A 23,681-nucleotide genomic window follows, 5' to 3' on the forward strand; every position below is an offset into this window, starting at 1 on the left:
TCTGTTCTCTCCGGACACGCAATTCGCTCTGCGAACAGAAAAGGGCCGGAGGGATCGCTCCCCCCGGCCCATTCTCTTTGCATAGGCTACGTAAGCGTCGGACTTAGAAGTCCATGCCGCCCATGCCGCCCATGCCGCCACCCATCGGCGGCATCGCGGGCTTGTCTTCCGGCTTCTCGCTGATCGCCGCTTCGGTGGTGATCAGCAGGGCCGCGACCGAGGCCGCGTCCTGGAGGGCGGTACGCACGACCTTGGTCGGGTCGATCACGCCGGCAGCCTTGAGGTTCTCATAGGTGTCGGTCGCGGCGTTGAAACCCTGGTTCTCGTCGCCTTCGCGCAGCAGGTTGCCCGAAACGACCGCGCCGTCGTGGCCGGCGTTCGTGGCGATCTGGCGAACCGGGGCCATGATCGCCTTGCGGACGATGTCGATGCCCTTCGTCTGGTCGTCGTTGGCGCCCTTGAGCCCTTCGAGGGCCTTGGTCGCATAGAGCAGCGCCGTGCCGCCGCCCGGGACGATGCCTTCCTCGACCGCCGCGCGGGTGGCGTGGAGGGCGTCGTCGACGCGGTCCTTGCGCTCCTTGACCTCGACCTCGGTGGCGCCGCCGACCTTGATCACCGCAACACCGCCGGCCAGCTTGGCCAAGCGTTCCTGCAGCTTTTCGCGGTCATAGTCGCTGGTGGTGACTTCGATCTGGGCGCGGATCTGCTCGACCCGGGCCTTGATCTCGTCAGCCGAACCGGCACCGTCGACGATGGTGGTGTTGTCCTTGTCGATGGTGACCTTCTTGGCCTGGCCGAGCATGCCGAGCGTGACGCTCTCCAGCTTGATGCCGAGGTCTTCCGAGATCATCTCGCCGGCGGTCAGCGTGGCGATGTCGCCCAGCATGGCCTTGCGGCGGTCGCCGAAGCCCGGCGCCTTGACCGCAGCGATCTTCAGGCCGCCGCGCAGCTTGTTGACCACCAGGGTGGCGAGCGCTTCGCCTTCGATGTCTTCCGCGATGATCAGCAGCGGACGGCCCGACTGGACCACCGCCTCGAGGATCGGCAGCATCGCCTGGAGCGACGAGAGCTTCTTCTCGTGGATCAGGATGTACGGATTCTCGAGCTCGACCGTCATCTTTTCCGGGTTGGTGATGAAGTAGGGCGAGAGGTAGCCGCGGTCGAATTGCATGCCTTCGACGACGTCGAGTTCGAATTCGAGGCCCTTGGCCTCTTCCACGGTGATCACGCCTTCCTTGCCGACCTTCTCCATCGCTTCCGCGATCTTCTGGCCGACTTCGAGGTCGCCATTGGCCGAGATGATGCCGACCTGGGCGATTTCGGCCGAGCCGGTCACCGGGGTCGAACGGCCCTTGAGGTTCTCGACGACCTTGGTGACGGCGATGTCGATGCCGCGCTTCAGGTCCATCGGGTTCATGCCGGCGGCGACCGAGGTCATGCCTTCGCGAACGATCGCCTGGGCAAGCACGGTGGCGGTGGTGGTGCCGTCACCGGCGGCGTCGTTGGCCTTGCTGGCGACTTCGCGCAGCATCTGCGCGCCCATGTTCTCGAACTTGTCCTTGAGTTCGATTTCCTTGGCGACGGTGACGCCGTCCTTGGTGATGCGGGGAGCGCCGAAGCTCTTGTCGATCACCACGTTGCGGCCCTTGGGGCCGAGGGTGACCTTCACCGCATCGGCGAGAATGTCGACGCCGCGCAGAATGCGTTCGCGGGCGTCGCGACCGAACTTTACGTCCTTGGCTGCCATTGTTCAGTTTCCTTGTCTGCGCTCCCGCGAAGGCGGGAGCCTAGTGCATCTCGACCCCCGCGTTCACGGAGGCGCGGAAGTTCAATCGGATCAGGCGATGATGCCGAGGATGTCCGATTCCTTCATGATCAGCAGGTCTTCACCGTCGACCTTGACCTCGGTGCCGGACCACTTGCCGAACAGCACGCGGTCGCCGACCTTGACGTCGAGCGGGGTGATCTTGCCATCGTCGGCGCGGGCGCCGGTGCCAACAGCGACGATCTCGCCCTCGGCGGGCTTTTCCTTGGCGCTGTCGGGGATGATGATCCCGCCGGCGGTCTTTTCCTCGGCTTCGACGCGGCGAACGAGCACGCGATCGTGCAACGGACGGAATGCCATGGGTATGTTCCCTCTTCCAATGATACGAATTGCACTTGGCACTCCCCAGGGGAGAGTGCCAGCGGGCCGCATATGGGTCGCGGTTTCCGCAGCGTCAACAGGTGGCAGCCAAAAAAATCGCCCGCCCCATGGAGCGCCTAGGCGGGCAGCAACCCCAGCCGATCCCGCGCGCGCCAGCGGTGGAGCAGCAGGCTTGCGACCACGATCAGGCCCACCATCAGCCCGATCCAGATGCCCAGCCCCCCGAGAGGCGTGAAGAAGCCGAGGCCGATCGCCGTGCCCAGCCCCGGGATCCAGTAGCCGCCGATCGCGATCAGCATCGGTGCGCGGGTGTCCTGAAGCCCGCGCAACGCACCCGCTCCCACGGCCTGCGCTCCGTCGAACAGCTGGAACATCGCCGCGATCGTCATGAACTGCAGCGCGAAAGCGACCATCGCCGCGTTCTCCGGCGCGTCAGGGTCGATGTAGAGGTGCATGATGGTCCGGGGAAACAGCCAGATCACCAGGGCCGTCAGGCTCATGAAGCCGACGCCGAGGAGATAGGCGACCAGCCCGGCGCGGGCGATCCCGGCGCGGTCGCATGCGCCATACGCCATGCCCACCCGGATCGTTGCGGCTTGTGCCACTCCGAAGGGTATCTGGAAGGCGAGCGCGGCAAACTGCAGCGCGAGCGTGTGCCCGGCCAGTTCCGCCTCGCCGATCAGTCCCATCAGGAATGCCGCTCCGCTGAACAGCCCCGCCTCGGCCAGGATGGTCGCAAAGATCGGCAGGCCGATCACGAAGACCTCGCGCATCCGCTTCCACTCCGCGCGCCACCACCGGCCGAACAGGCGATAGCGGCGCAGGCGGCGGTCGGTGCGTATGACCGCAACGTAAGCGGCGAGCGTGGCGAGGCTGGTCAGCACGCTCGACAGTGCAGACCCTTCGAGGCCCAGGGCCGGCGCGCCCAGGTTGCCGAACACGAAGGCATAATTGCCAAGCGCATTGACCGCCACTGCCAGCGCGGTGATCGCGGTCGCGATTCCGGCGCGGTCCAGCGCGGAGACGAACACCCGGAGCAGCGTCGAGATGAGGTGGGGGACGCTGGCAAAGGCGATGATCAGCAGGAACGGTCCGGCGCGGGCCGCGACCTTCGGGTCTTGGCCGGCCAGCAGCAGGACGTGCTCGCCGGCCGCGCAGATCGCCATGACCACCAGCCCGACTGCAACCGCGGCCCAGCCTGCCATGCGCATGGTCCGGCGCACTTGCCGCACCGCATGGCGGCGGCTGCCGAGCTCCGCGGCGATGAGCGGGGCCGCCGCACTGACCAGGCCGCTGGAGCTCCACATCAGAAGGCCGAACAGCGAGACCGACAGCGACGAGGCTGAGAGTGCCTCCTGTCCGAGCCGGGCGACGAACACTACGTCGATCGCATAGACCAGCATCTGCAGCAGGTTGGCGCCCGCGAGCGGCACCGCCAGCGCCAGCATGGCGCGCAGTTCGTGGCGCAGGGAAGGGGCGGCGGCGTGAGTCATAAAGCCGGCCGCCTTAGTCTCGTTTGCAACCTTGTGAAAGGGCGGGCCGACGAACCGCCACATGCCCCCTTGCGCGGCGCACGGCTTGCCGCCAGATCGCTTTCAGATCATGCCGCGCCAGACGCGGCCGACAGGGAGGTCCTTGCCCATGACTTTGCGCGTTCTCGCCCTCTCCGCCCTTGCCCTCGGTCTGGCCGCATGCGGCGGCGCCAAGCAGGAGGAAGCTCCGGCGGCCGACAGCGCCGCCCCGGCCGCCGCCGATGCGGGCGCGCCGGCTGCAACGACCGCCGCGGCCGATGCCGCGCCGGCCTCGTTCGCGATCTGCAAGTCGTGCCACTCGGTCGAGAAGGGCAAGCAGATGATCGGGCCGAGCCTCGCCGGCATCTATGGCACCAAGGCAGGCGAAGTCCCCGGCTATACCTTCAGCGCGGCGATGAAGGCTTCCGGCCTGACCTGGGACGACGCGACGCTGGACAAGTTCCTGACCAGCCCGATGAAGACCGTCCCCGGCACCCGCATGACCTATGCGGGCCAGAGCGACCCCGCCAAGCGGGCGGAGCTGATCGCGTATCTGAAAACCTTGAAGTGAGTTTACGTGCCGGATTGCTAACTGCGGCTGCTCTCACGCTCTGTGCCGGCGAGGTGCATGCAGCGGACCTGCCCCCGCTCGTCTTCCCGGCCATGGGCAGTTGGACGGTCAGCGGCGAAGGGGGCCGTTGCATCATGTCGCGTGCCAGCTCATCCGAGAATATCTCCGCGACAGTGGAGTTCGAGCTGTTCGCTTTGGCACGGGCCTTTGAGGTCAGGGTCAGGACAAACGAAAGCAGCAAGAAAGACGACGCGATAACCGCGCAGTTCACTGCATCGGCAGATGGGAAGATTATCAAGACCCCGATGCTTACCTACCACGGGGTTGATGGCCGGTTCGTTCGGCGGTGGTCTGCGGCGCGTGCGGTTTTTGATGGCCTTGCGGAGACACAGCAGTTCACGATCGGTCGGAAAGGCGAGCGTGCATTTCAGGTCGCAGTGCCTCGCTTTGGAGAAGCACGCGCGTTGCTGGACCAATGCGCTGCGGCGATCGAAGCTGATCTCGGTCTCGGCACGGCGGAATTTGCGCGAATCGCTTCTCAGCCCGTTCCACCTCCAGTCTCGCGTGTCGTCGGCAATGATGAGATGATGGCCTATTTCAAGAAGGCCTCGGCCGGCGATCCTGATGACGTCGCCATATCGCGCACGTTGGTGGATGCGAGGGGCAAGCCGATCGCCTGCGGCCTGATCCACCGCGCGACCGCCGATCTGCTTAACAAGGAAGCCTGCGAGCCCTTGAGCGCTCGATACCAGCCAGCCAAGGACAAGGCGGGCAACGCCGTGCCGGGATTGTTCCTCAATATCAGGCGCTGGTCGCTGCGTGCATGGACCAACAGTCCCTGACCGATTGCCGGACTCCAAACGAAAAGGGCGGCCCCGCAAAGAGCCGCCCTTTCCTGTTTCCGTGGAGCAAACGCCCCGCGAGATCACTTGATCTCGACGGTGCCGCCGGCTTCCTCGATCTTCTTCTTGATCTCTTCGGCTTCGGCCTTCGAGACGCCTTCCTTGACGGCCTTCGGCGCGCCTTCGACGAGCGCCTTGGCTTCGGTCAGGCCGAGAGCGGTGATCGCGCGGACTTCCTTGATGACCTGGATCTTCTTCCCGCCGTCGCCGGTCAGGATGACGTCGAATTCGGTCTTCTCTTCGACCGCTTCGGCGGCAGCGCCACCAGCGGCGGGCGCGGCAACCGCGACGGCGGCGGCGGCGGAAACGCCCCACGCCTCTTCGAGGGCCTTGGCGAGGTCAGCCGCCTCGAGGACGGTCAGCTTCGAAAGTTCTTCAACAAGCTTGGCGATGTCGGCCATGATGTTTCACTCCAATGTTGTGGCGCCCGGTTTCAGGAAATCCGAAAGCCGGGCGAAATCGTGCAGAACGGGTCTTATGCGGCTTCCTTGGCGTAGGCGCCGAAGACGCGGGCCAGCTTGGCCGCAGGAGCGGTCGCGAGCTGGGCGATCTTCGTGGCCGGAGCCTGGACGAGGCCGATAAGCTTGGCGCGCATTTCGTCGAGCGACGGCATCGTGGCGAGAGCCTTGATCCCATCGGCATCGAGGACGACCGAACCCAGCGAGCCACCGACGATCTCGATCTTGTCGGTGGTCTTCGCGAAGTCGACCACGGCCTTGGCGGCGGCAACCGGGTCCACCGACGAGGCGATGGCGGTCGGGCCGGTGAGAAGATCGACGATCCCCTCGTAAGGCGTGTCCTTGGCGGCAAGCTTGGCAAGACGGTTCTTCGCAACCTTGTAGGTCGCACCGGCTTCACGCATTTTTCCGCGCAGGGCGGTGGACTGGGCCACCGTCATGCCGAGGTTGCGGGTGATCACCACCACGCCGACCTCGTTGAACGTCGCGTTGAGCTGGACGACCGAATCGGCTTTCTGCGAACGATCCATGCCTTACTCCTTCACAATGGCTGCGAAAGGCGAACCCCGCGCAGCCGGCTACGTTTGTCCCGCCAGCCGAAGCGGCCGGGGCGAGTCCGTTGACAAGGGAAGGAGTGCGTGAAGCCACGCATGGCCGGCGCGCCGCGGGCGGCGGGCCGAAAATCTCTTTTCCCCGCCTAGGCTGGAAATTAAGCGACGGCGAACCCGGCGCACCAACTGTCTCGGACGGATGAGCGGCGGGCCGAGGCCTGCCGTTCGGGGCGGGCCTTTGGCAGCGGCGTGCCCGTGAGTCAAGGAAAAGCCGGGACTTGCGAATTTGCGCCGCTGTCTTCGCGGTTTGTTAACCCTGTTCGGCAAGACTGCGCCCGCAACGGGTTCCAGTGCCAAAGGGGGCAAGCAATGGCAGATAGTGCAGTCGCGGTACGGCGGACGGTGTTCTCGCCCGCCGTGCTCGACCGGATCGAGCAGATCGTGGTGTTCGCGCTGTGGGGCGGGCTCGCCTGGCGGATGAGCCATTCGGCCAATCCGTTCGCGCTGCTTGCGCTCCTGTCCGAAACGCTGATCGTCGCATTCGTGCTGATCCGCCGGCCGGCTCAGACGCTTTCCACGCGCGATGGTGACTGGATTCTCGCGTTCACGGCGACGGTCGCCTCGCTGATGATCACCGACGGCAACGAGCCGATTGCCGCGTTAATCCCGGTCGCGGTCTCCTTCTGGATCGTCGGCAACGTCGTCAACATCGCGGCCAAGCTGACCCTTCGTCGCAGCTTCGGGATCGCCCCGGCGAACCGCGGGCTCAAGCTCGGCGGGCCGTACCGCGTGGTGCGCCATCCGATGTACGGCGGCTATCTGCTCTCGCACATCGGCATCTTCCTGCTGATGCCGTCGTGGCTCAATCTTGCGGTCTATGTCGTGTGCTGGACGGCGCAGGTCCGCCGCATCTGGGCGGAGGAGCGTGTACTCGGCGAGGACCCGAAGTACCGCGCCTACATGGGCGAGGTGCGCTGGCGGCTGATCCCCGGCGTCTATTGAGCTTTCCATTCAAGAAATCATCGTCATTGCGAGGTCCGCAGGACCGCGGCAATCCAGAGCGGAACGACACCGCTCTGGATTGCTTCGCATTGCTCGCAATGACGAGGTGAACTGTGTCGGGTCGCGGGTTACTCGCCGGCTTCGGCCTCGAACCCGAGGAGGTCGCCTGGCTGGCACTCCAGTACCTCGCAGATGGCCTCGAGCGTCGAGAAGCGGATCGCCTTGGCCTTGCCGGTCTTGAGGATCGAGAGGTTGGCGAGGGTGATGTCGATCCGCTCGGCCAGTTCGGTCAGGGTCATGCGGCGCTGGTGGAGCAGCTCGTCGAGCTTGACGTTGATCGGCATCACACGGTTCCTTCCAGCTCGTCGCGCATTTCCGCGCCGCGCCGGAACACCCGGGCGAGGATGAACAGCACGATCGCGAGGGCCACGGCGTTGAAGTCGATGTCGAAGTCGATGTCTGCCTGCGCGCCGTCGACGCGGGTGGCGACCCAGTAGCCGAGGCTGGCCATCGGGATTTCCAGCGCCTGCATCAGCAGCACCAGCCAGCCCATTTCGGTCAGCCGCCTGGCGTTCTCGGGGATGAAGGGATCGCCTTCGCCGACCGAGTTCACGATCAGGCGCAGCCGGTCGAGGAAGCGGTAGACGACCATGACGATGCCGGCGCCGATCAGCATCAGGCAAAGTATCGCCCAGAACGACAGGGCGGGGGCGCCATGTTCGGCGAGCTTGGCGAGGACGGTCGGGTACATCACCACGACCGCGCCGGCACCGATGGCAATGCCGACGAGGGCGATCACCATCACCACCATGAGGAAGGCGATCAGGCCGCGGGCGACCGCCAGCAAGGGATCGGTGTGCTTGAGGGACATGGTCTAGGCTCCTTGCCGTGAGGGCTCAGGCGAGTTCGGGCAGGATCACCGCGCCGATCTCGGCATGGGCGGCGGGGACCGAGACGGTCGGCAGCCACAGGCCGAAAGCGAATGCGGCGGCCAGCAGGACCGACAGGGTGCGAGAGGAAGTTGAGCGGGTCATTGATCGTTCTCCGATATGCTTGATATCGACATTCAATAAACCCGATTCGCCTTATCGTCAATCAATAATATTGAAAAACGATATGGACCGTATCGTTTTGCGGGAAATCCTGTCCAAATCGCGGAAATCCGCCGGAAATTTGACTTGGGCAGCCCCCTCACCTATATGCGCCCCTCGCTCGGCGCTTCGAGCAAGGTCCTTTCATGCGCGGGAAGGGACCACGGAAGGAAGCGGCGGGACATCCATCCGATGCATCAGGCTGCTGGCCGTGACCCTCTGGCAAGAGGTGTCGCTCGCTGTGCGGCCTGTTCGCGTTTGATAGCGCCAACGCCGCGTTTGGCACGATTTTCCGCCGGTTTTCAGGCCGGCAACAGCGAAGAGGCAACTGCTCTCCATGGCAACCAAGGCCCCCGTCCGGCGCGCTTCGGCGAAGAAGCGCATCCGCAAGATCTTCGGCGACATCCACGAAGTCGTGGCGATGCCGAACCTCATCGAGGTTCAGCGCGAATCGTACGAGCAGTTCCTCCGCTCCGATCCGTCGACCGGTTATGTCTCGGGCCTTGAGAAGACCCTGCGCTCGGTTTTCCCGATCGGCGACTTCGCCGGCACCGCCAGCCTCGATATCAAGGAAAAGGACGGCTACGTCCTCGAGCCGCCGAAGTACGACGTGCAGGAATGCCGCCAGCGCGGGATCACCTATGCCGCGCCGATGAAGGTCACGCTCAAGCTCGCGACCTTCGAGGTCGACGCCGAGACCGAGACCAAGAGCCTCATCGATATCAAGGAGCAGGACGTCTACATGGGCGACATCCCGCTCATGACCGACAACGGCACCTTCATCATCAACGGGACCGAGCGCGTCATCGTCTCGCAGATGCACCGTTCGCCCGGTGTCCTGTTCGACCACGACCGCGGCAAGACCCACTCCTCGGGCAAGTACCTCTTCGCGGCCCGCGTGATCCCCTATCGCGGATCGTGGCTCGACTTCGAGTTCGACGCCAAGGACATCGTCAACGTCCGCATCGACCGCAAGCGCAAGCTGCCGGTCACCGCGCTGCTCCACGCGCTGGGGCTGAACGACGAGCAGATCCTCGACTTCTTCTATGACAAGGTGACCTGGGTCCGCGGCGAGGGCGGCTGGCGCCTGCCCTATGTCGTCGAACAGTGGCGCGGCACCAAGCCGGCGTTCGACATCGTCGATGCGGCGTCGGGCGAGGTGATCTTCCCCGCCGGCCAGAAGATCAGCCCGCGCGCCGCCAACAAGGCGCAGAAGGATGGTCTCGCCGAACTGCTTATCCCGACCGAGGAAATCTTCGGCCGCTACTCCGCGCTCGACCTGATCGACGAGAGCACCGGCCGCATCTGGATCGAAGCGGGCGACGAAGTCAGCCCCGAGAACCTCGACCTGCTCGACAAGGCCGGGATCGACCGCATCCAGCTGCTCGATGTCGATCACGTCTCGACCGGCCCGTGGATCCGCAACACCCTCAAGGCCGACAAGGCCGAGGACCGCGACCAGGCGCTGTCCGACATCTACCGGGTCATGCGCCCGGGCGAACCGCCGACGCGTGAAACCGCCGAGGCGCTGTTCGACGGCCTGTTCTTCGATCCCGACCGCTACGACCTGTCGGCCGTGGGCCGCGTCAAGCTCAACATGCGCCTGGCGCTGGAGTGCGAGGACACCGTCACCACGCTGCGCACCGAGGACATCCTCGCGGTGGTCAAGGAACTGGTGAACCTCAAGGACGGCAAGGGCGAAGTCGACGACATCGACAACCTCGGCAACCGCCGTGTCCGTTCGGTCGGCGAGCTCCTGGAAAACCAGTACCGCGTCGGCCTGCTCCGCATGGAGCGCGCCGTGAAGGAGCGGATGAGCTCGGTCGACGTGTCGACCGTGATGCCGAACGACCTGATCAACGCCAAGCCCGCGGTCGCCGCGGTGCGCGAGTTCTTTGGTTCGTCGCAGCTTTCGCAGTTCATGGACCAGACCAACCCGCTGTCGGAAGTCACCCACAAGCGCCGCGTTTCGGCGCTCGGGCCGGGTGGTCTCACCCGTGAGCGCGCCGGCTTCGAAGTCCGCGACGTCCATCCGACGCACTATGGCCGCATCTGCCCGATCGAAACGCCGGAAGGCCCGAACATCGGTCTGATCAACTCGCTCTCGACCTTCGCCCGCGTCAACAAGTACGGCTTTATCGAAACCCCGTACCGCAAGGTGATCGACGGCAAGGTGACCGGCGAGGTCGTGTACCTCTCGGCCATGGAAGAGTCGAAGCACACCGTCGCGCAGGCCTCGGCCGAAACCAACGCCGACGGTTCGTTCGCGGAAGAGCTGGTCTCGGCCCGCCAGAACGGTGAGTTCGTGATGAGCCCGCGCGACCAGATCACGCTGATGGACGTCTCGCCCAAGCAGCTCGTCTCGGTCGCCGCGTCGCTGATCCCGTTCCTCGAAAACGACGACGCCAACCGCGCGCTGATGGGCTCGAACATGCAGCGCCAGGCGGTGCCGCTGGTCAAGGCCGACGCGCCGCTGGTCGGCACCGGCATGGAAGCCACGGTCGCCCGCGACTCCGGCGCGGCGATCGCCGCGCTGCGCGGCGGCGTGGTCGACCAGGTCGACGCCACCCGCATCGTCATCCGTGCCTCGGGCGATATCGAACCCGGCCAGTCGGGCGTCGACATCTACCGCCTGCAGAAGTTCGAGCGCTCGAACCAGTCGACCTGCATCAACCAGCGCCCGCTGGTGAAGGTCGGTGACATGATCGAGCAGGGCGACATCATCGCCGACGGTCCCTCGACCGAATTCGGCGAGCTGGCGCTCGGCCGCAACGTCCTCGTCGCGTTCATGCCGTGGAACGGCTACAACTACGAGGACTCGATCCTGATCTCCGAGCGGATCGTGAAGGACGACGTCTTCACCTCGATCCACATCGAGGAGTTCGAGGTCATGGCCCGCGACACCAAGCTCGGGCCGGAAGACATCACCCGTGACATCCCGAACGTCGGCGAGGAAGCCCTGCGCAACCTCGACGAGGCCGGCATCGTCTACATCGGTGCGGAAGTGCATCCGGGCGACATCCTCGTCGGCAAGATCACCCCGAAGGGTGAATCGCCGATGACCCCGGAAGAGAAGCTGCTGCGCGCGATCTTCGGCGAAAAGGCCAGCGACGTGCGCGACACCTCGCTTCGCCTGCCCCCGGGCGTTGCCGGCACGATCGTCGACGTCCGCGTCTTCAACCGCCACGGCATCGAGATCGACGACCGTACCCGCGCGATCCAGAACGAGGAAATCGAACGCCTCGCCAAGGACCGCGAGGACGAGCGCGCGATCCTCAACCGCGCGACCTTCAACCGCCTGCGCGAAATGCTGGTCGGCCAGGTCGCTGCGGCCGCGCCGAAGGGCTTCAAGAAGGGCGACGCGATCACCGCGGACAACCTGGCCGAGGTCGAGCGTCACGAATGGTGGAAGTTCGCCGTCGCCGACGACGCCCGCCAGGCCCAGCTCGAAGCGGTCAAGACCCAGTACGACGAGGCCGTGAAGGGCATCAACGAGAAGTTCGAAGACCGCCGCGAGAAGCTTGAGCGCGGTGACGAACTGGCTCCGGGCGTGCTCAAGATGGTCAAGGTCTTCGTCGCGGTGAAGCGCAAGCTGCAGCCGGGCGACAAGATGGCCGGCCGTCACGGCAACAAGGGCATCATCAGCCGGATCCTGCCGTCCGAGGACATGCCGTTCCTCGAGGACGGGACCCCGGTCGACTTCGTGCTCAACCCGCTGGGCGTGCCGTCGCGCATGAACGTCGGGCAGATCTTCGAGACCCACCTCGGCTGGGCCGCGCGCGGTCTCGGCAAGAAGATCGGCGCGGCGCTCGATGCCTGGCGCGAGGCCAATCCCGATCCTGTCGCGGGCGAGCCCCCGGCAGCGGTCAAGGACCTGCTGGCCGAGATCTACGGCGAAAACTACGCCGACGAGATCGCGTCCCGCACCAGCGAGCAGATCGTCGATCTCGCCGAAAACGTCCGCTTCGGCGTGCCGATGGGCACCCCGGTGTTCGACGGCGCGGTGGAAGCCGACGTGACCGCGATGCTCCGGCTCGCCGGGCTCGACGAGAGCGGGCAGGTCGATCTCTATGACGGCCGTACCGGCGAGGCGTTCGACCGCAAGGTCACCGTCGGCTACAAGTACGTGCTCAAGCTGCACCACCTGGTCGACGACAAGATCCACGCGCGTTCGATCGGGCCGTACAGCCTCGTCACCCAGCAGCCGCTGGGCGGCAAGGCGCAGTTCGGCGGCCAGCGCTTCGGCGAAATGGAGGTCTGGGCGCTCCAGGCCTATGGCGCGGCCTACACGCTGCAGGAAATGCTCACGGTGAAGTCCGACGACGTGGTCGGCCGCACCAAGGTCTACGAAGCGATCGTCAAGGGCGACGACACCTTCGAGGCGGGCATTCCCGAAAGCTTCAACGTGCTCGTCAAGGAAATGCGCTCGCTCGGCCTCAACGTCGAACTCTCCTCGCTCGATACCGACGAGGACGACGACGGCCTTTCGATCGCGGCCGAGTAAGGGACCTCATTCTCCCCTCCCGCCTGCGGGAGGGGTCGGGGGTGGGCCTGTTCGAATTCGAACCGCGGCTCACCTGCTACCAGACCCACCCCTAACCCCTCCCGCAAGCGGGAGGGGGATAAAGGAAGAAAAACATGAACGACCTGACCAAGTTCACGAACCAGATCGCGAAGCCGGAAACCTTCGACCAGATCCAGATCGGTCTGGCGAGCCCCGAGCGCATCCGCAGCTGGTCCTTCGGCGAGATCAAGAAGCCGGAGACCATCAACTACCGCACGTTCAAGCCCGAGCGTGACGGCCTGTTCTGCGCCCGCATCTTCGGTCCGGTGAAGGACTACGAGTGCCTGTGCGGCAAGTACAAGCGCATGAAGTACAAGGGCGTCGTCTGCGAAAAGTGCGGCGTCGAAGTCACCGTGACCAAGGTGCGCCGCGAGCGCATGGGCCACATCGAGCTCGCCGCGCCGGTCGCGCACATCTGGTTCCTGAAGTCGCTGCCCTCGCGCATCGGCCTGCTGCTCGACATGCAGCTCAAGCAGCTCGAGCGCATCCTCTACTTCGAATCGTACGTCGTGATCGAGCCGGGCCTGACCCCGCTCGAGCGCTACCAGCTGATCACCGAGGACGAGCTCTACGACTACCAGGACGAGTACGGCGAAGACGCCTTCTCGGCCGGGATCGGCGCCGAGGCGGTCAAGCACATGCTGATGAACCTGGACCTCGTCCAGGAGCGCGACGACCTGATGGAAGAGCTGCGGACCACCAAGTCCGAGCTCAAGCCCAAGAAGATCATCAAGCGCCTCAAGGTCGTCGAATCGTTCATCGATTCGGGCAACCGTCCGGAATGGATGATCCTCGACGTCGTGCCGGTCATCCCGCCCGAACTGCGCCCGCTGGTGCCGCTCGACGGTGGCCGGTTCGCGACCTCGGACCTCAACGACCTCTATCGCCGCGTCATCAACCGCAACAACCGCCTCAAGCGGCTGATCGAGCTGCGCGCGCCGGACATCATCGTCCGCAACGAAAAGCGCATGCTCCAGGAAGCGGTCGATGCGCTGTTCGACAACGGTCGCCGCGGCCGCGTCATCACCGGCGCCAACAAGCGTCCGCTGAAGTCGCTGTCCGACATGCTCAAGGGCAAGCAGGGCCGCTTCCGCCAGAACCTGCTCGGCAAGCGCGTCGACTATTCGGGCCGTTCGGTCATCGTGACCGGGCCGGAGCTCAAGCTGCACCAGTGCGGCCTGCCCAAGAAGATGGCGCTCGAGCTGTTCAAGCCGTTCATCTACGCGCGCCTCGACGCCAAGGGTCTGTCGATGACCCTCAAGCAGGCCAAGAAGTGGGTCGAGAAGGAACGCAAGGAAGTCTGGGACATCCTCGACGAGGTGATCCGCGAGCACCCGGTGCTGCTCAACCGCGCGCCGACGCTCCACCGCCTCGGCATCCAGGCGTTCGAGCCGGTGCTGATCGAAGGCAAGGCGATCCAGCTTCACCCGCTGGTCTGCTCGGCCTTCAACGCCGACTTCGACGGTGACCAGATGGCCGTCCACGTGCCGCTTTCGCTGGAAGCCCAGCTCGAAGCGCGCGTGCTGATGATGTCGACCAACAACATCCTCTCGCCCGCCAACGGCAAGCCGATCATCGTCCCCTCGCAGGACATGGTGCTCGGGCTCTACTACCTGTCGATGGACCGCATCGGCGAACCCGGCGAAGGCATGATGCTGGCCGACATGGCCGAAGTGCACCAGGCGCTGAATGCCGGTGCGGTGACGCTCCACTCGAAGGTCGTGGCCCGCGTGCCGCAGACCGACGAGGACGGCAACCAGTACATGAAGCGGTTCGAGACCACGCCGGGCCGCATGCTCATCGGCGAATGCCTGCCCAAGTCGCACAAGGTGCCGTTCGAGACGGTCAACCGCCTGCTGACCAAGAAGGACATCGGCGACGTCATCGACGAGGTCTATCGCCACACCGGCCAGAAGGACACGGTGCTGTTCGCCGACGCCATCATGGCGCTGGGCTTCCGCAACGCGTTCAAGGCCGGCATCTCGTTCGGCAAGGACGACATGATCATCCCCGACAGCAAGGATGAACTCGTCGCCTCGACCAAGGAACTGGTGGCCGACTACGAGCAGCAGTACCAGGACGGCCTGATCACCCAGCAGGAAAAGTACAACAAGGTCATCGACGCCTGGAGCCGCTGCGGCGACCAGGTGGCGAACGCCATGATGGACGAGATCCGCGCTGCCCCGATCGATACGGAAACGGGCCGCCAGAAGCCGATCAACTCGATCTACATGATGAGCCACTCGGGCGCGCGCGGTTCGCCGACGCAGATGAAGCAGCTTGCCGGCATGCGCGGCCTCATGGCCAAGCCGTCGGGCGAGATCATCGAAACCCCGATCATCTCGAACTTCAAGGAAGGCCTGACCGTCCTTGAATACTTCAACTCCACCCACGGCGCCCGCAAGGGCCTGGCCGACACCGCGCTCAAGACGGCGAACTCGGGTTACCTGACCCGCCGCCTGGTCGACGTGTCGCAGGACTGCGTGGTGATCGAGGACGACTGCGGGACCGAGCGGGCGCTGGAAATGCGCGCGATCGTCCAGGGCGGTTCGACCATTGCCTCGCTCAGCGAGCGCATCCTCGGCCGCACGCTGGCCGAGGACCTGGTCGACAAGGCCGGGCAGGTCGTCGCGGCGAAGGGCACGCTGCTCGACGAGCCGGCGGTGGCGAAGATCGAGGCGGCCGGCATCCAGTCGGCGCGGATCCGCTCGCCGCTGATCTGCGAGGCCCAGCAGGGCGTTTGCGGCAAGTGCTACGGGCGCGACCTTGCCCGCGGTACTCCGGTGAACATCGGCGAGGCTGTCGGCGTCATCGCCGCGCAGTCGATCGGCGAGCCGGGCACCCAGCTCACCATGCGTACGTTCCACATCGGCGGCGCGGCCCAGCTCAACGAGCAGTCGCACCTCGAATCGCTCTGTGACGGCACGGTCGAGTACCGCGACATCCCGACGATCGTGGACAGCCGCGGCCGCCGCCTCAGCCTCGCCCGCAACGGCGAGATCGCGGTGATCGACACCGACGGGCGCGAGCGCGCGGTGCACCGGGTGCCTTACGGTACCCACCTGCTCCACGAAAACGGCGCGATCATCGCGCAGGGCGAGCGACTGGCCGAGTGGGACCCGTTCACCCTGCCGATCATCACCGAGAAGTCGGGTATCGTCCGCTACCAGGACGTGATCGACGGACGCACCCTGACGGAGCAGGTCGACGAAGCGACGGGCATCGCCCAGCGCCTCATCACCGAAAACCGCCAGGCCGGGCGGGCCAAGAAGGACGACCTGCGTCCGCGCCTCACCCTCCACGACGAGAACTCGGGCGAATCCGCGCGCTACATGCTGGCGCCGGGCACGACCCTCTCGGTCGAGGACGGGCAGGACGTGCAAGCCGGTGACATCCTCGCCCGCGCCAGCCGCGAAGCCGCCAAGACCCGCGACATCACCGGCGGTCTGCCGCGCGTTGCCGAACTGTTCGAGGCCCGCAAGCCGAAGGACAATTCGATCATCGCCAAGATCGCCGGCCGGATCGAGTTCGTCCGCGACTACAAGGCCAAGCGCAAGATCGCGATCATCCCGGAAGAGGGTGAACCGGTCGAGTACCTGATCCCCAAGAGCCGCGTCATCGACGTGCAGGAGGGCGACTGGGTCAAGAAGGGCGACAACCTGATCTCGGGCTCGCCCGATCCGCACGACATCCTCGAGGTGCTCGGGGTGGAGGCTCTGGCCGAATACCTCGTCGCGGAAATCCAGGAAGTCTACCGCTTGCAGGGCGTGAAGATCAACGACAAGCACATCGAGGTGATCGTTCGCCAGATGCTGCAGAAGGTCGAGATCACCGACGGCGGGGACACCACCCTGCTGGCCGGCGAACAGGTCGACCGCGAGGAAATGGACGAGGTCAACTCCAAGCTCGAGGAGGGCCAGCAGCCCGCCGAGGGCAAGCCGGTGCTGCTCGGCATCACCAAGGCCTCGCTGCAGACGCGTTCGTTCATCTCGGCCGCCTCGTTCCAGGAGACCACCCGCGTGCTCACCCAGGCGGCGGTCGAGGGGAAGAAGGACTCGCTGATCGGCCTCAAGGAGAACGTAATCGTCGGCCGTCTCATCCCCGCCGGGACGGGCGCGGGCATGAACCGCCTGCGTGTCGCCGCCTCCAGCCGCGACGCGGCGCTGCGCGCTTCGTACCGCAAGCTCCAGGAATCGCTGATCGCCCCGGCGTCGGCAGCCGAAGAGCACGCGGCGGAACTCGCGCAGGGTCCGGAAGCGGCGATCGGTGACGATCCGCTGGCGGCGGTCGAGGGCGAGACCCACGGCACCGACGCGGATGCTGGCGACTATCTGCTGCAGGAAGGCAACGAAGGCGAGGCGGAGTAAGCACTCCGTCGTCCCGGGCTTGCCCGGGGTCGCTGCCAGCCAGAACGAAAGGCCCCGCCGGAGTGATCCGGCGGGGCTTTCTCGTGCCGCGCCCCCGCCCGAATGTTACAGAACGAAGACAATATTACAGATTTGTTGCGCGCAAGGGCGCTCCGGGTCACTTTCCCGGCGTGGAAGACAGCCGGCCGCCCGCTTCGGCGGAGACGGACGGCGTCACGGGGAAAAGGATTGAACCATGCGCGCTTTTGCTCTTGCCCTTCCGGTCGCACTCGCGTTCGCCGCCAGCGCCGTTGCCGGCCCGATCACCGCCGTTGCACCTGAGCAGGCCAGGCACGGCTGGCTCGCGATCGAGCAGGTCGATGCCTCGGGCCAGTACGCCGCCCGCATCCGCCTCGGCGATCTCGACCTCACCAGCGCCGCGGGTTATGCCTCGGCGCAGGCCCGGATCGGCCATGCCACCGCCGACCTGTGCAGCGCGCTGGCGGACGATGCCGAAATGCCGGGCGTTGCGGCGACGGACGAGCGCGCGTGCCGCGCCGACCTCTCGCAAGAGATGGCGCAGCGGCTCGAGAGGGTCCGCGCCGAGGTCGCCTCGGGCAAGCTCGCACCGTCGCTCGCTGCGCTTTAGTTCCCCATCTCCTGGACGATCTGGTCCATCGCCCCGCTGGCGATCAGCTGCTGGGCCTGGGCGATCACCGCCAGGCGCTCCTGCATGGCCGAGGCGAGGCAGAGGGTGTCCCCGCACTGGTTGCGGGTGCCGGACATCCACTCGGCCTGGTCGCTTTCGATCGCCGAACGATAAGACCCGCTCTGCGCCAGCAGGTCGCGGTAGGCGCGGTCCAGCCGGACGTCCATGTCGGCGAGGTTGGCGTCGCTGCAGATCAGCAGCTCGGCGGACGCTGATGCGGCAGCACAGTCGAAGCTCGGGCTGAAGCTGCGGGCCGGCGCAGGAGCGGGCCCGGGCACCAGAACGGGATCATTGCCCGCCAGTCCGTCCGGCGTCGCCGACGCCGTCGGCTCCGGCACCGGTCCGGGTTCGAGCGTGCTCGTGCCGGACCAGGCGACCGCCATCACCAGAAGCAGCAGAGCCCCCAGCACGGCCGCGCCGACGCCGATGGCGAGGCCCATGTTGGTCTTGCCGGGTGGAGGCGGCTGAACAAATTGCTGGCGCGGCGGTGCTGGCTGCGCTTGTCGGGGAGGGGGCTGCGGCACAGGAGCCGGTGCAGGTTCGTCCCGCGCCGGAACGGGACCCGCGAGCTGCCGCGCCTTGTCGGCAATCCGGCGCAGCGCGTTGTCGCGTTGCTCCAGCCAGTCGATCCACTGCGAGTTGGCGAGATGGTAGGCGAGCTTGTCGGGCACGATCTGCTCGAGCCGCAGCGGGATGATCGCCTTGTGGCGGCTGTCGGCGAGGATCAGCTCGCGCTTGACGTGGGGGCTGCGGTCGCTCTGCTGGCAGAACAGCAGGAGGACCGCGTCGCACCCGCCGATCGCGCGCATGATGGCGTCGTCGAAGGCCTCGCCCGGCTCGACGTCGCGCGGGGCGATCCAGCAGTCCACGCCGTGGACCCCAAGCGCCTTCTCGACGTGGAGTGCGACCTCCGCCTTGCTGGAATGGTGGCTGACGAACAGCCGCGGTCGCTTGGCCATGAGCAGGTCCCCCGAACAGCCCGCGACCAGACTAATCCATCGCCGCCGCCGCGCAACCCATGCAGGATCGACGCGGCAGCGGCGATGATCGTCGTCACATTGCCGTGCCCATCCGCTCCAGCGCGGCGAACGCGCCCAGCACGCCGGAATCGGCGAACGGGGAGACCTGCGCCATGATCAGCCCGGCCCGGTCGCGGGTCGGATCGATCCAGTAGTAGCAGTTGAAGATTCCCGCCCAGTGCAGGCTGCCCGGCGAGCGTCCCGCAGGACCGGGCTCCGGGTTCCAAAGGAAGCCGCCGACGGTCCAGCCGGTGTGCTGGTCGGGCAGGGCATCGTATTCGGGCGCCATGTCGGGGAAGGCGGTGGTCATCAGGCCGGCGCGGATCTGCGGAGGCATGTCGTTGCGGCCCATCATCGCCACGGTTTCAGGCGTCAGGATGCGCGCCCCCTCGAGCTCGCCGCCGCGCAGGATCATGCGCAGGAACCGGGCGTAGTCATGCGCGGTAGAGGACAGCCCGCCGCCGCCGCTCTGGACTTCGCCCTCGCCCAGCACCATCGGCACGTGCGCGAACCCGCCATCCGGGAGGCGCGCATGAATCTTCGCGGCGTCCTCGGGCATCTCGGCGGCGGGGCGGAAGCGCGTGGCGCGCATGCCCAGCGGGCCGGTGACGTGCTCGGCGAGGTAGTCGCCGAGCCGCTGGCCCGACACAGCCTCGACCGCAAGGCCGGTCCAGTCGGTGCCGACGCCGTATTCCCAGCGCTCGCCAGGATCGAACAGCAGCGGCAGGTTAAAGCTCGCGCGCGAGTTCGGGGCATGCCCGCTCGCCGCGGCATGGCGGAGCAGATCGGCGTTCATGAAGCTGTAGCCGAGGCCCGAGGTATGGGTCAGCAGGTGGCGCAGCGTGATCGGCCGTGCTGCGGGACGGGTCTGGATCGCCCCATCCTCGCCCCAGCCGGCGAACACGCGAGGCTCGGCCAGTTCGGGGAGGACGTCGCCAATCGGCGCGTCGAGCGAGAGCCTGCCCTGTTCGACCAGTTGCAGCGCGGCGGTGGTGGTGATCGCCTTGGTCATCGAGGCGATCTGAAAGACCGTGTCCTCGCGCATCGGCGTGCCCGCCACCGCATCGGAGTGGCCGAATGCGCGGCTGTAGAGCGTGTTCTCGCTATCGGTGACCAGCGTCACCGCGCCGGGCACCTTGCCGGAGGCGATGGCCGCCTCCAGTTCCCTGTCGTCGGCCATATCCTCTCCTTGGTTGTTCTTACTTGCGGTGTTCGCCCTTGATCCAGCGAACGGTGCCCGAGCTGGCGCGCATCACCACGCTGTCGGTCGTCATCACCCCGCCGCGCAGGCGCTTGACGCCCTTGAGCAGCGAGCCGTCGGTCACGCCGGTGGCGGCGAAGATGCAGTCGCCCTTGGCGAGCTCTTCCAGCTTGTAGATCTTGTTGAGGTCCTCGATCCCCCACTTGCGAGCGCGCGAACGCTCGTCGTCGTTGCGGAACAGCAGGCGGCCGTTGAACTGCCCGCCGACGCAGCGCAGGGCTGCTGCGGCGAGGACGCCTTCCGGCGCGCCGCCCGAGCCCATGTATAGGTCGATGGTGGTGTCCGGATTGGTCACCGCGATGACCCCCGCCACGTCGCCGTCGCCGATCAGCACCACCCCGCAGCCGAGGCTGCGCAGCTCGGCAATCAGCTCGGCATGACGCGGCCGATCGAGCACGCACACGATGATCTCGTTCGGCTCTACGCCCTTGGCCGCGGCGACCGCCTTGACGTTCTCGGTCGGCGATTTGGCGAGGTCGATGATGCCTTCGGGATAGCCCGGCCCGACCGCCAGCTTGTCCATGTAGACGTCGGGCGCATTGAGCAGGTTGCCTTCTTCGGCGCAGGCCAGAACGGCGAGCGCGTTCGGGCCGGCCTTGGCGGTGATCGTGGTGCCCTCGAGCGGGTCGAGCGCGATGTCGATCTTCGGGCCCGTCCCTTGCGCCCCGCCGACCTTCTCGCCGATGTAGAGCATCGGCGCCTCGTCGCGCTCGCCCTCGCCGATCACCACAGTGCCGTCGATTTCGAGTTCGTCGAAGGCCTTGCGCATCGCTTCGACCGCGGCGGCGTCGGCAGCCTTTTCGTCACCCCGGCCGACCAGCTTGCTGGCGCTGATCGCGGCGGCTTCGGTCACGCGGACCATTTCGAGCACGAGGACCCGGTCGAGCATCTGGCTGGCGGCGGTCTTGGTCACGATAACTCCAGTGCGAAATGGCTGGTGAATAGGTATCCGCGCCGCCCTAGCCTTGGCGCGGGGCGTTTGTCGAGATGCGAGGCGGCGGGATCGGTCCCGAATGGACACCTTGCCTGAAATGGGCGGGCGGCATAGCCTTTGCCGGTCGCTCATGGGGAGAACGTCGATGCGCCGTCCAGTCTTGTCCTGTGCCGTCCTGCTGGCGGCAGCGCTGGCCGCTCATGCGCCGGCATTCGCAAAGGACGCCACTGTCGAAAACCGCCTGACGGCGCTCAAGATGAAGATCAACACCGACGAGGACGGTGATTACCGGGTCGTCTACGACTACGCGGACGAAGGGCGGACGCAGCTGATCTATATCGCCGGGGCGACGCTGGATGTTCGCGGGCTCAACGTCCGCAAGGTCTTTGCCCCGGCCGCGGTCCTTTCGCAGACCGCGCTGGACGAGACGGCGCTCAAGCGGCTGCTCGAGGAGTCTGGCTCGTCCGGTTACGGCGGCTGGGAGATTCGCGGCGGGGTGCTCTTCTATGCGGTCGAAGTGCCGGAGCCGCAGCCCCCGGCCATGCTTAAGGTCGCCATGGACATCTGCGCCGAGCGCGCGGACAACATGGAGCTGGAACTGACCGGCAAGGACGAATTCTGAGTGGCGAACGACCTGGCCCCCCTCATCCCCTCGTCACCCTGAACTCGTTTCAGGGTCTCCGATCGGCATCCTCGGCAATCTGCAGCCAAGCTACGGGGCGGGGATCGACGGGAAGCTGAAACAAGTTCAGCATGACGGGCCACGGGAAACCCGCGTTTCCCTTTTACTCCCCCAGCAGGTGCATCACCAGCGGCGGCTCGGCGAGGCTCTCGCTCCCATCGAGCAGGCGCAGCGCCTCGTCGATGCAACGTTCCGGGCCCTCGTGGGTGACCATCGCCACCAGCACCGGGCCGTCGGCCTCGGCCCGACCCTTCTGGATCAGGCTCTCGATCGATACTCCCGCATCGCGCATCGCCGCGGTGATCTCGGCCAAGACGCCCGGCCGGTCGGCGACGACGAAGCGGATATAGGCCTTGCCGGTGCGATGCCCGGTCTCGGCGGGGGCGGCCTCGTCGAGCTCGGCCACAGGAATTGAGAAGGGCGCGCCGATGTCGCCGCGGGCTATGTCGATGAGGTCGGCCACCACCGCGCTCGCGGTCGGCCCGTCGCCGGCGCCTGCGCCCTGGAACAGCAGCCGCCCGACGAAATTCCCTTCGGCGACGACCGCGTTGGTCGCGCCATCGACGTGGGCGAGCGGATGGTCGCGGTGCACGAGATGGGGATGGACGCGCTGGAACAGGCGGCGGTTGCCGGCGGCGTCGACCTCTGTCTCGGCCATGCCGATCAGGCGTATGTAATAGCCAAGCGCGTCGGCCTGGGCGATGTCTGCGGCGAGTACCCGGCGGATGCCGGTCGCCAGAACCGGCTTGAAATCGACCACCGTTCCGAACGCGACGCTGGAAAGGATCGCCAGCTTGTGCGCGGCGTCGATCCCGTCGATGTCGAAGGTCGGATCGGCTTCGGCATAGCCCTTGGCCTGCGCCTCGGCGAGCACGTCGGCAAAGTCGCGGCCAGTGTCCTCCATGGTCGAGAGGATGTAGTTGCAGGTGCCGTTCAGGATTCCATAGACCCGCTCGATCGCATTGGCGGCGGCACCTTCCTTCAGGCCCTTGATCACCGGGATACCGCCCGCGACCGCCGCCTCGAATTTCAGCGCAGCGTCGGCCTTCTCGGCCAGCGCAGCCAGTTCCAGGCCGTGATGCGCGATCATCGCCTTGTTGGCGGTGACGAGGTCCTTGCCCGACGCGAGGGTACTGCGGGCCAGCGCCAGCGCGGGGCCGTCGGAGCCGCCGACCAGTTCGACCACCACGTCGACGTCATCGCGGTGGGCCATCGCCGCCATGTCGTCTTCCCAGGCGTAGCGGGTCATGTCGACACCGCGGTCCTTGGTCCGGTCGCGGGCAGAGACGGCGACGATCTCGATCCGCCGTCCCGCACGGCGGGCGATGAGCTCGGCGTTCGTCTCGATCAGGCGGATCACCCCGCCGCCAACGGTGCCGAGGCCGGCCAGTGCGATGCGCAGAGGTTCGCTCATGATTCCCGGTATTCCCTGTCCGTTTGTCAGCGTCCGATTGCGAGCGCGCCTAAGGGAGCCGGCCGAAAAAGGCCAGCCTGCAATGCCTCAGGCGTTCAGCGCCCGGCGCGCGCCCTCGGAGATCGGGATCGGCTTTCCGCTTTCGAGATCGACATGCACGTGGACCATGCTGACCTCGGCGCGCAGGTCGTCGCCGCCGCCGGTCCCGTGCAGTTCGAGCTTCGTCGTGACCGAGGTATTGCCGACCTTCTCGGTCCAGATCCGTCCCTCGACCAGCTCGTCGGCGCGGATCGGGGCGCGGTAGTTCACGGTCGCGGTGGCGACGTGGAATTCCATCGCCCCGTCGCCGGAAAAGTGCAGTCCGATGTCGCGCCAGTACTCGGTCAGAACGACGTCGGCGTACTCGAGGTAGCGGGAGTTGAACACGACCGCCTGGGCGTCGATCTCGGCATAGCGGACGCGGAAGCGGTGCGTGTAAACCTGGCTCATGCCCCGCGCCCTAGCCGCGGCCGGGCCTGTC

20 protein-coding genes are annotated in these 23,681 nt (G+C 66.3%); 7 read left to right on the forward strand and 13 right to left on the reverse strand.

Annotation, left to right across the window (positions count from 1 at the left end; genetic code table 11):
- Positions 1-103: 103 nt before the first annotated feature.
- The 3 genes from groL to AC3WLD_RS03235 all read right to left on the reverse strand — a co-directional run bounded on the left by groL (position 104) and on the right by AC3WLD_RS03235 (position 3,639).
- Positions 104-1,747 carry a chaperonin GroEL gene (gene groL / locus AC3WLD_RS03225; protein ID WP_492555482.1) on the reverse strand — a complete coding sequence of 548 codons (1,644 nt, stop codon included), beginning with the start codon at positions 1,745-1,747 and terminating at the stop codon, positions 104-106.
- Positions 1,748-1,837: 90 nt separating this feature from the next.
- Complete coding sequence (gene groES / locus AC3WLD_RS03230; RefSeq protein WP_492555483.1) at positions 1,838-2,125, reverse strand: co-chaperone GroES; 288 nt, start codon at positions 2,123-2,125, stop codon at positions 1,838-1,840.
- 137 nt (positions 2,126-2,262) lie between these two features.
- Positions 2,263-3,639, reverse strand: coding sequence for an MATE family efflux transporter (locus AC3WLD_RS03235; protein WP_492555484.1), 1,377 nt, complete (start codon positions 3,637-3,639; stop codon positions 2,263-2,265).
- A 148-nt stretch (positions 3,640-3,787) separates the two neighbouring features.
- Between AC3WLD_RS03235 and AC3WLD_RS03240 the strand changes: the two genes are divergently transcribed.
- Both AC3WLD_RS03240 and AC3WLD_RS03245 read left to right on the forward strand, forming a co-directional pair.
- Positions 3,788-4,228: a c-type cytochrome gene (locus tag AC3WLD_RS03240; RefSeq protein ID WP_492555485.1), complete on the forward strand. Its 441-nt coding sequence runs from the start codon at positions 3,788-3,790 to the stop codon at positions 4,226-4,228.
- Between the two features lie 134 nt (positions 4,229-4,362).
- Positions 4,363-5,070, forward strand: a complete 708-nt coding sequence (locus AC3WLD_RS03245) for a hypothetical protein (protein WP_492555486.1) — start codon at positions 4,363-4,365, stop codon at positions 5,068-5,070.
- A gap of 83 nt (positions 5,071-5,153) precedes the next feature.
- Here the strand turns inward: AC3WLD_RS03245 and rplL are convergent, their stop codons facing one another.
- On the reverse strand, positions 5,154-5,531 hold the full coding sequence (gene rplL / locus AC3WLD_RS03250; RefSeq protein ID WP_492555487.1) for a 50S ribosomal protein L7/L12: 378 nt from the start codon (positions 5,529-5,531) through the stop codon (positions 5,154-5,156).
- A gap of 74 nt (positions 5,532-5,605) precedes the next feature.
- On the reverse strand, positions 5,606-6,118 hold the full coding sequence (rplJ, locus tag AC3WLD_RS03255) for a 50S ribosomal protein L10 (RefSeq protein ID WP_492555488.1): 513 nt from the start codon (positions 6,116-6,118) through the stop codon (positions 5,606-5,608).
- A gap of 390 nt (positions 6,119-6,508) precedes the next feature.
- Here rplJ and AC3WLD_RS03260 point away from each other — a divergent pair, with 390 nt between their 5' ends.
- Complete coding sequence (locus AC3WLD_RS03260; RefSeq protein ID WP_492555489.1) at positions 6,509-7,141, forward strand: methyltransferase family protein; 633 nt, start codon at positions 6,509-6,511, stop codon at positions 7,139-7,141.
- 128 nt (positions 7,142-7,269) lie between these two features.
- On the opposite strand, the gene AC3WLD_RS03265 is transcribed toward AC3WLD_RS03260, so the two are convergent.
- Genes AC3WLD_RS03265 through AC3WLD_RS03275 form a run of 3 tightly spaced genes read right to left on the reverse strand, consistent with a single transcriptional unit; the run spans position 7,270 to position 8,175 of the window.
- Positions 7,270-7,485 (reverse strand): helix-turn-helix domain-containing protein, encoded by a 216-nt coding sequence (locus AC3WLD_RS03265; RefSeq protein ID WP_492555490.1) that lies wholly within the window; start codon positions 7,483-7,485, stop codon positions 7,270-7,272.
- Positions 7,485-8,012: a DUF2975 domain-containing protein gene (locus AC3WLD_RS03270; protein WP_492555491.1), complete on the reverse strand. Its 528-nt coding sequence runs from the start codon at positions 8,010-8,012 to the stop codon at positions 7,485-7,487. Before AC3WLD_RS03270 ends, AC3WLD_RS03265 begins: the two co-directional genes overlap by 1 nt.
- A 25-nt stretch (positions 8,013-8,037) precedes the next feature.
- Entirely contained in the window at positions 8,038-8,175 is a 138-nt protein-coding gene (locus tag AC3WLD_RS03275; RefSeq protein ID WP_492555492.1) for a hypothetical protein, read from the reverse strand.
- Between the two features lie 394 nt (positions 8,176-8,569).
- Here AC3WLD_RS03275 and rpoB point away from each other — a divergent pair, with 394 nt between their 5' ends.
- The 3 genes from rpoB (at position 8,570) to AC3WLD_RS03290 (ending at position 17,791) form a co-directional block, all read left to right on the forward strand.
- A complete protein-coding gene (rpoB, locus tag AC3WLD_RS03280) occupies positions 8,570-12,736 on the forward strand; it encodes a DNA-directed RNA polymerase subunit beta (RefSeq protein ID WP_492555493.1) in 4,167 nt (1,388 codons plus the stop codon).
- A 134-nt stretch (positions 12,737-12,870) separates the two neighbouring features.
- On the forward strand, positions 12,871-17,163 hold the full coding sequence (gene rpoC / locus AC3WLD_RS03285; RefSeq protein ID WP_492555494.1) for a DNA-directed RNA polymerase subunit beta': 4,293 nt from the start codon (positions 12,871-12,873) through the stop codon (positions 17,161-17,163).
- A gap of 235 nt (positions 17,164-17,398) precedes the next feature.
- Positions 17,399-17,791: a UrcA family protein gene (locus tag AC3WLD_RS03290; protein WP_492555495.1), complete on the forward strand. Its 393-nt coding sequence runs from the start codon at positions 17,399-17,401 to the stop codon at positions 17,789-17,791.
- Here AC3WLD_RS03290 and AC3WLD_RS03295 read toward each other — a convergent pair.
- From AC3WLD_RS03295 to glpX, 3 genes are all read right to left on the reverse strand, one after another.
- Entirely contained in the window at positions 17,788-18,810 is a 1,023-nt protein-coding gene (locus tag AC3WLD_RS03295; protein WP_492555496.1) for a TIR domain-containing protein, read from the reverse strand. The two genes, AC3WLD_RS03290 and AC3WLD_RS03295, sit on opposite strands and share 4 nt — an antisense overlap.
- A gap of 94 nt (positions 18,811-18,904) precedes the next feature.
- The gene (locus AC3WLD_RS03300) at positions 18,905-20,050 is read right to left on the reverse strand and encodes a serine hydrolase domain-containing protein (protein ID WP_492555497.1); all 1,146 of its coding nucleotides are present in this window, start codon (positions 20,048-20,050) and stop codon (positions 18,905-18,907) included.
- A gap of 19 nt (positions 20,051-20,069) precedes the next feature.
- Positions 20,070-21,020 (reverse strand): class II fructose-bisphosphatase, encoded by a 951-nt coding sequence (gene glpX / locus AC3WLD_RS03305; RefSeq protein ID WP_492555646.1) that lies wholly within the window; start codon positions 21,018-21,020, stop codon positions 20,070-20,072.
- 190 nt (positions 21,021-21,210) lie between these two features.
- Between glpX and AC3WLD_RS03310 the strand changes: the two genes are divergently transcribed.
- Positions 21,211-21,687 (forward strand): hypothetical protein, encoded by a 477-nt coding sequence (locus AC3WLD_RS03310; RefSeq protein ID WP_492555498.1) that lies wholly within the window; start codon positions 21,211-21,213, stop codon positions 21,685-21,687.
- A gap of 163 nt (positions 21,688-21,850) precedes the next feature.
- On the opposite strand, the gene AC3WLD_RS03315 is transcribed toward AC3WLD_RS03310, so the two are convergent.
- Entirely contained in the window at positions 21,851-23,161 is a 1,311-nt protein-coding gene (locus AC3WLD_RS03315) for a homoserine dehydrogenase (protein ID WP_492555499.1), read from the reverse strand.
- Between the two features lie 87 nt (positions 23,162-23,248).
- The gene (locus AC3WLD_RS03320; protein WP_492555500.1) at positions 23,249-23,650 is read right to left on the reverse strand and encodes an acyl-CoA thioesterase; all 402 of its coding nucleotides are present in this window, start codon (positions 23,648-23,650) and stop codon (positions 23,249-23,251) included.
- Between the last annotated feature and the right edge of the window lie 31 nt (positions 23,651-23,681).

The sequence above is a fragment of the Novosphingobium sp. FW305-C-111 genome, from assembly GCF_058783565.1.

What these genes read in the sequence shown, in the direction of transcription:
- AC3WLD_RS03320 (WP_492555500.1), bottom strand. Translation starts at nt 23,650, where the DNA reads ATGAGCCAGGTTTACACGCACCGCTTCCGCGTCCGCTATGCCGAGATC.
- rpoC (WP_492555494.1), top strand. Translation starts at nt 12,871, where the DNA reads ATGAACGACCTGACCAAGTTCACGAACCAGATCGCGAAGCCGGAAACC.
- AC3WLD_RS03275 (WP_492555492.1), bottom strand. Translation starts at nt 8,175, where the DNA reads ATGACCCGCTCAACTTCCTCTCGCACCCTGTCGGTCCTGCTGGCCGCC.
- rpoB (WP_492555493.1), top strand. Translation starts at nt 8,570, where the DNA reads ATGGCAACCAAGGCCCCCGTCCGGCGCGCTTCGGCGAAGAAGCGCATC.
- AC3WLD_RS03300 (WP_492555497.1), bottom strand. Translation starts at nt 20,050, where the DNA reads ATGGCCGACGACAGGGAACTGGAGGCGGCCATCGCCTCCGGCAAGGTG.
- glpX (WP_492555646.1), bottom strand. Translation starts at nt 21,020, where the DNA reads ATGCTCGACCGGGTCCTCGTGCTCGAAATGGTCCGCGTGACCGAAGCC.
- rplJ (WP_492555488.1), bottom strand. Translation starts at nt 6,118, where the DNA reads ATGGATCGTTCGCAGAAAGCCGATTCGGTCGTCCAGCTCAACGCGACG.
- AC3WLD_RS03240 (WP_492555485.1), top strand. Translation starts at nt 3,788, where the DNA reads ATGACTTTGCGCGTTCTCGCCCTCTCCGCCCTTGCCCTCGGTCTGGCC.
- rplL (WP_492555487.1), bottom strand. Translation starts at nt 5,531, where the DNA reads ATGGCCGACATCGCCAAGCTTGTTGAAGAACTTTCGAAGCTGACCGTC.
- AC3WLD_RS03310 (WP_492555498.1), top strand. Translation starts at nt 21,211, where the DNA reads ATGCGCCGTCCAGTCTTGTCCTGTGCCGTCCTGCTGGCGGCAGCGCTG.
- AC3WLD_RS03260 (WP_492555489.1), top strand. Translation starts at nt 6,509, where the DNA reads ATGGCAGATAGTGCAGTCGCGGTACGGCGGACGGTGTTCTCGCCCGCC.
- AC3WLD_RS03235 (WP_492555484.1), bottom strand. Translation starts at nt 3,639, where the DNA reads ATGACTCACGCCGCCGCCCCTTCCCTGCGCCACGAACTGCGCGCCATG.
- AC3WLD_RS03265 (WP_492555490.1), bottom strand. Translation starts at nt 7,485, where the DNA reads ATGCCGATCAACGTCAAGCTCGACGAGCTGCTCCACCAGCGCCGCATG.
- AC3WLD_RS03290 (WP_492555495.1), top strand. Translation starts at nt 17,399, where the DNA reads ATGCGCGCTTTTGCTCTTGCCCTTCCGGTCGCACTCGCGTTCGCCGCC.
- AC3WLD_RS03295 (WP_492555496.1), bottom strand. Translation starts at nt 18,810, where the DNA reads ATGGCCAAGCGACCGCGGCTGTTCGTCAGCCACCATTCCAGCAAGGCG.
- groES (WP_492555483.1), bottom strand. Translation starts at nt 2,125, where the DNA reads ATGGCATTCCGTCCGTTGCACGATCGCGTGCTCGTTCGCCGCGTCGAA.
- AC3WLD_RS03245 (WP_492555486.1), top strand. Translation starts at nt 4,363, where the DNA reads ATGTCGCGTGCCAGCTCATCCGAGAATATCTCCGCGACAGTGGAGTTC.
- groL (WP_492555482.1), bottom strand. Translation starts at nt 1,747, where the DNA reads ATGGCAGCCAAGGACGTAAAGTTCGGTCGCGACGCCCGCGAACGCATT.
- AC3WLD_RS03315 (WP_492555499.1), bottom strand. Translation starts at nt 23,161, where the DNA reads ATGAGCGAACCTCTGCGCATCGCACTGGCCGGCCTCGGCACCGTTGGC.
- AC3WLD_RS03270 (WP_492555491.1), bottom strand. Translation starts at nt 8,012, where the DNA reads ATGTCCCTCAAGCACACCGATCCCTTGCTGGCGGTCGCCCGCGGCCTG.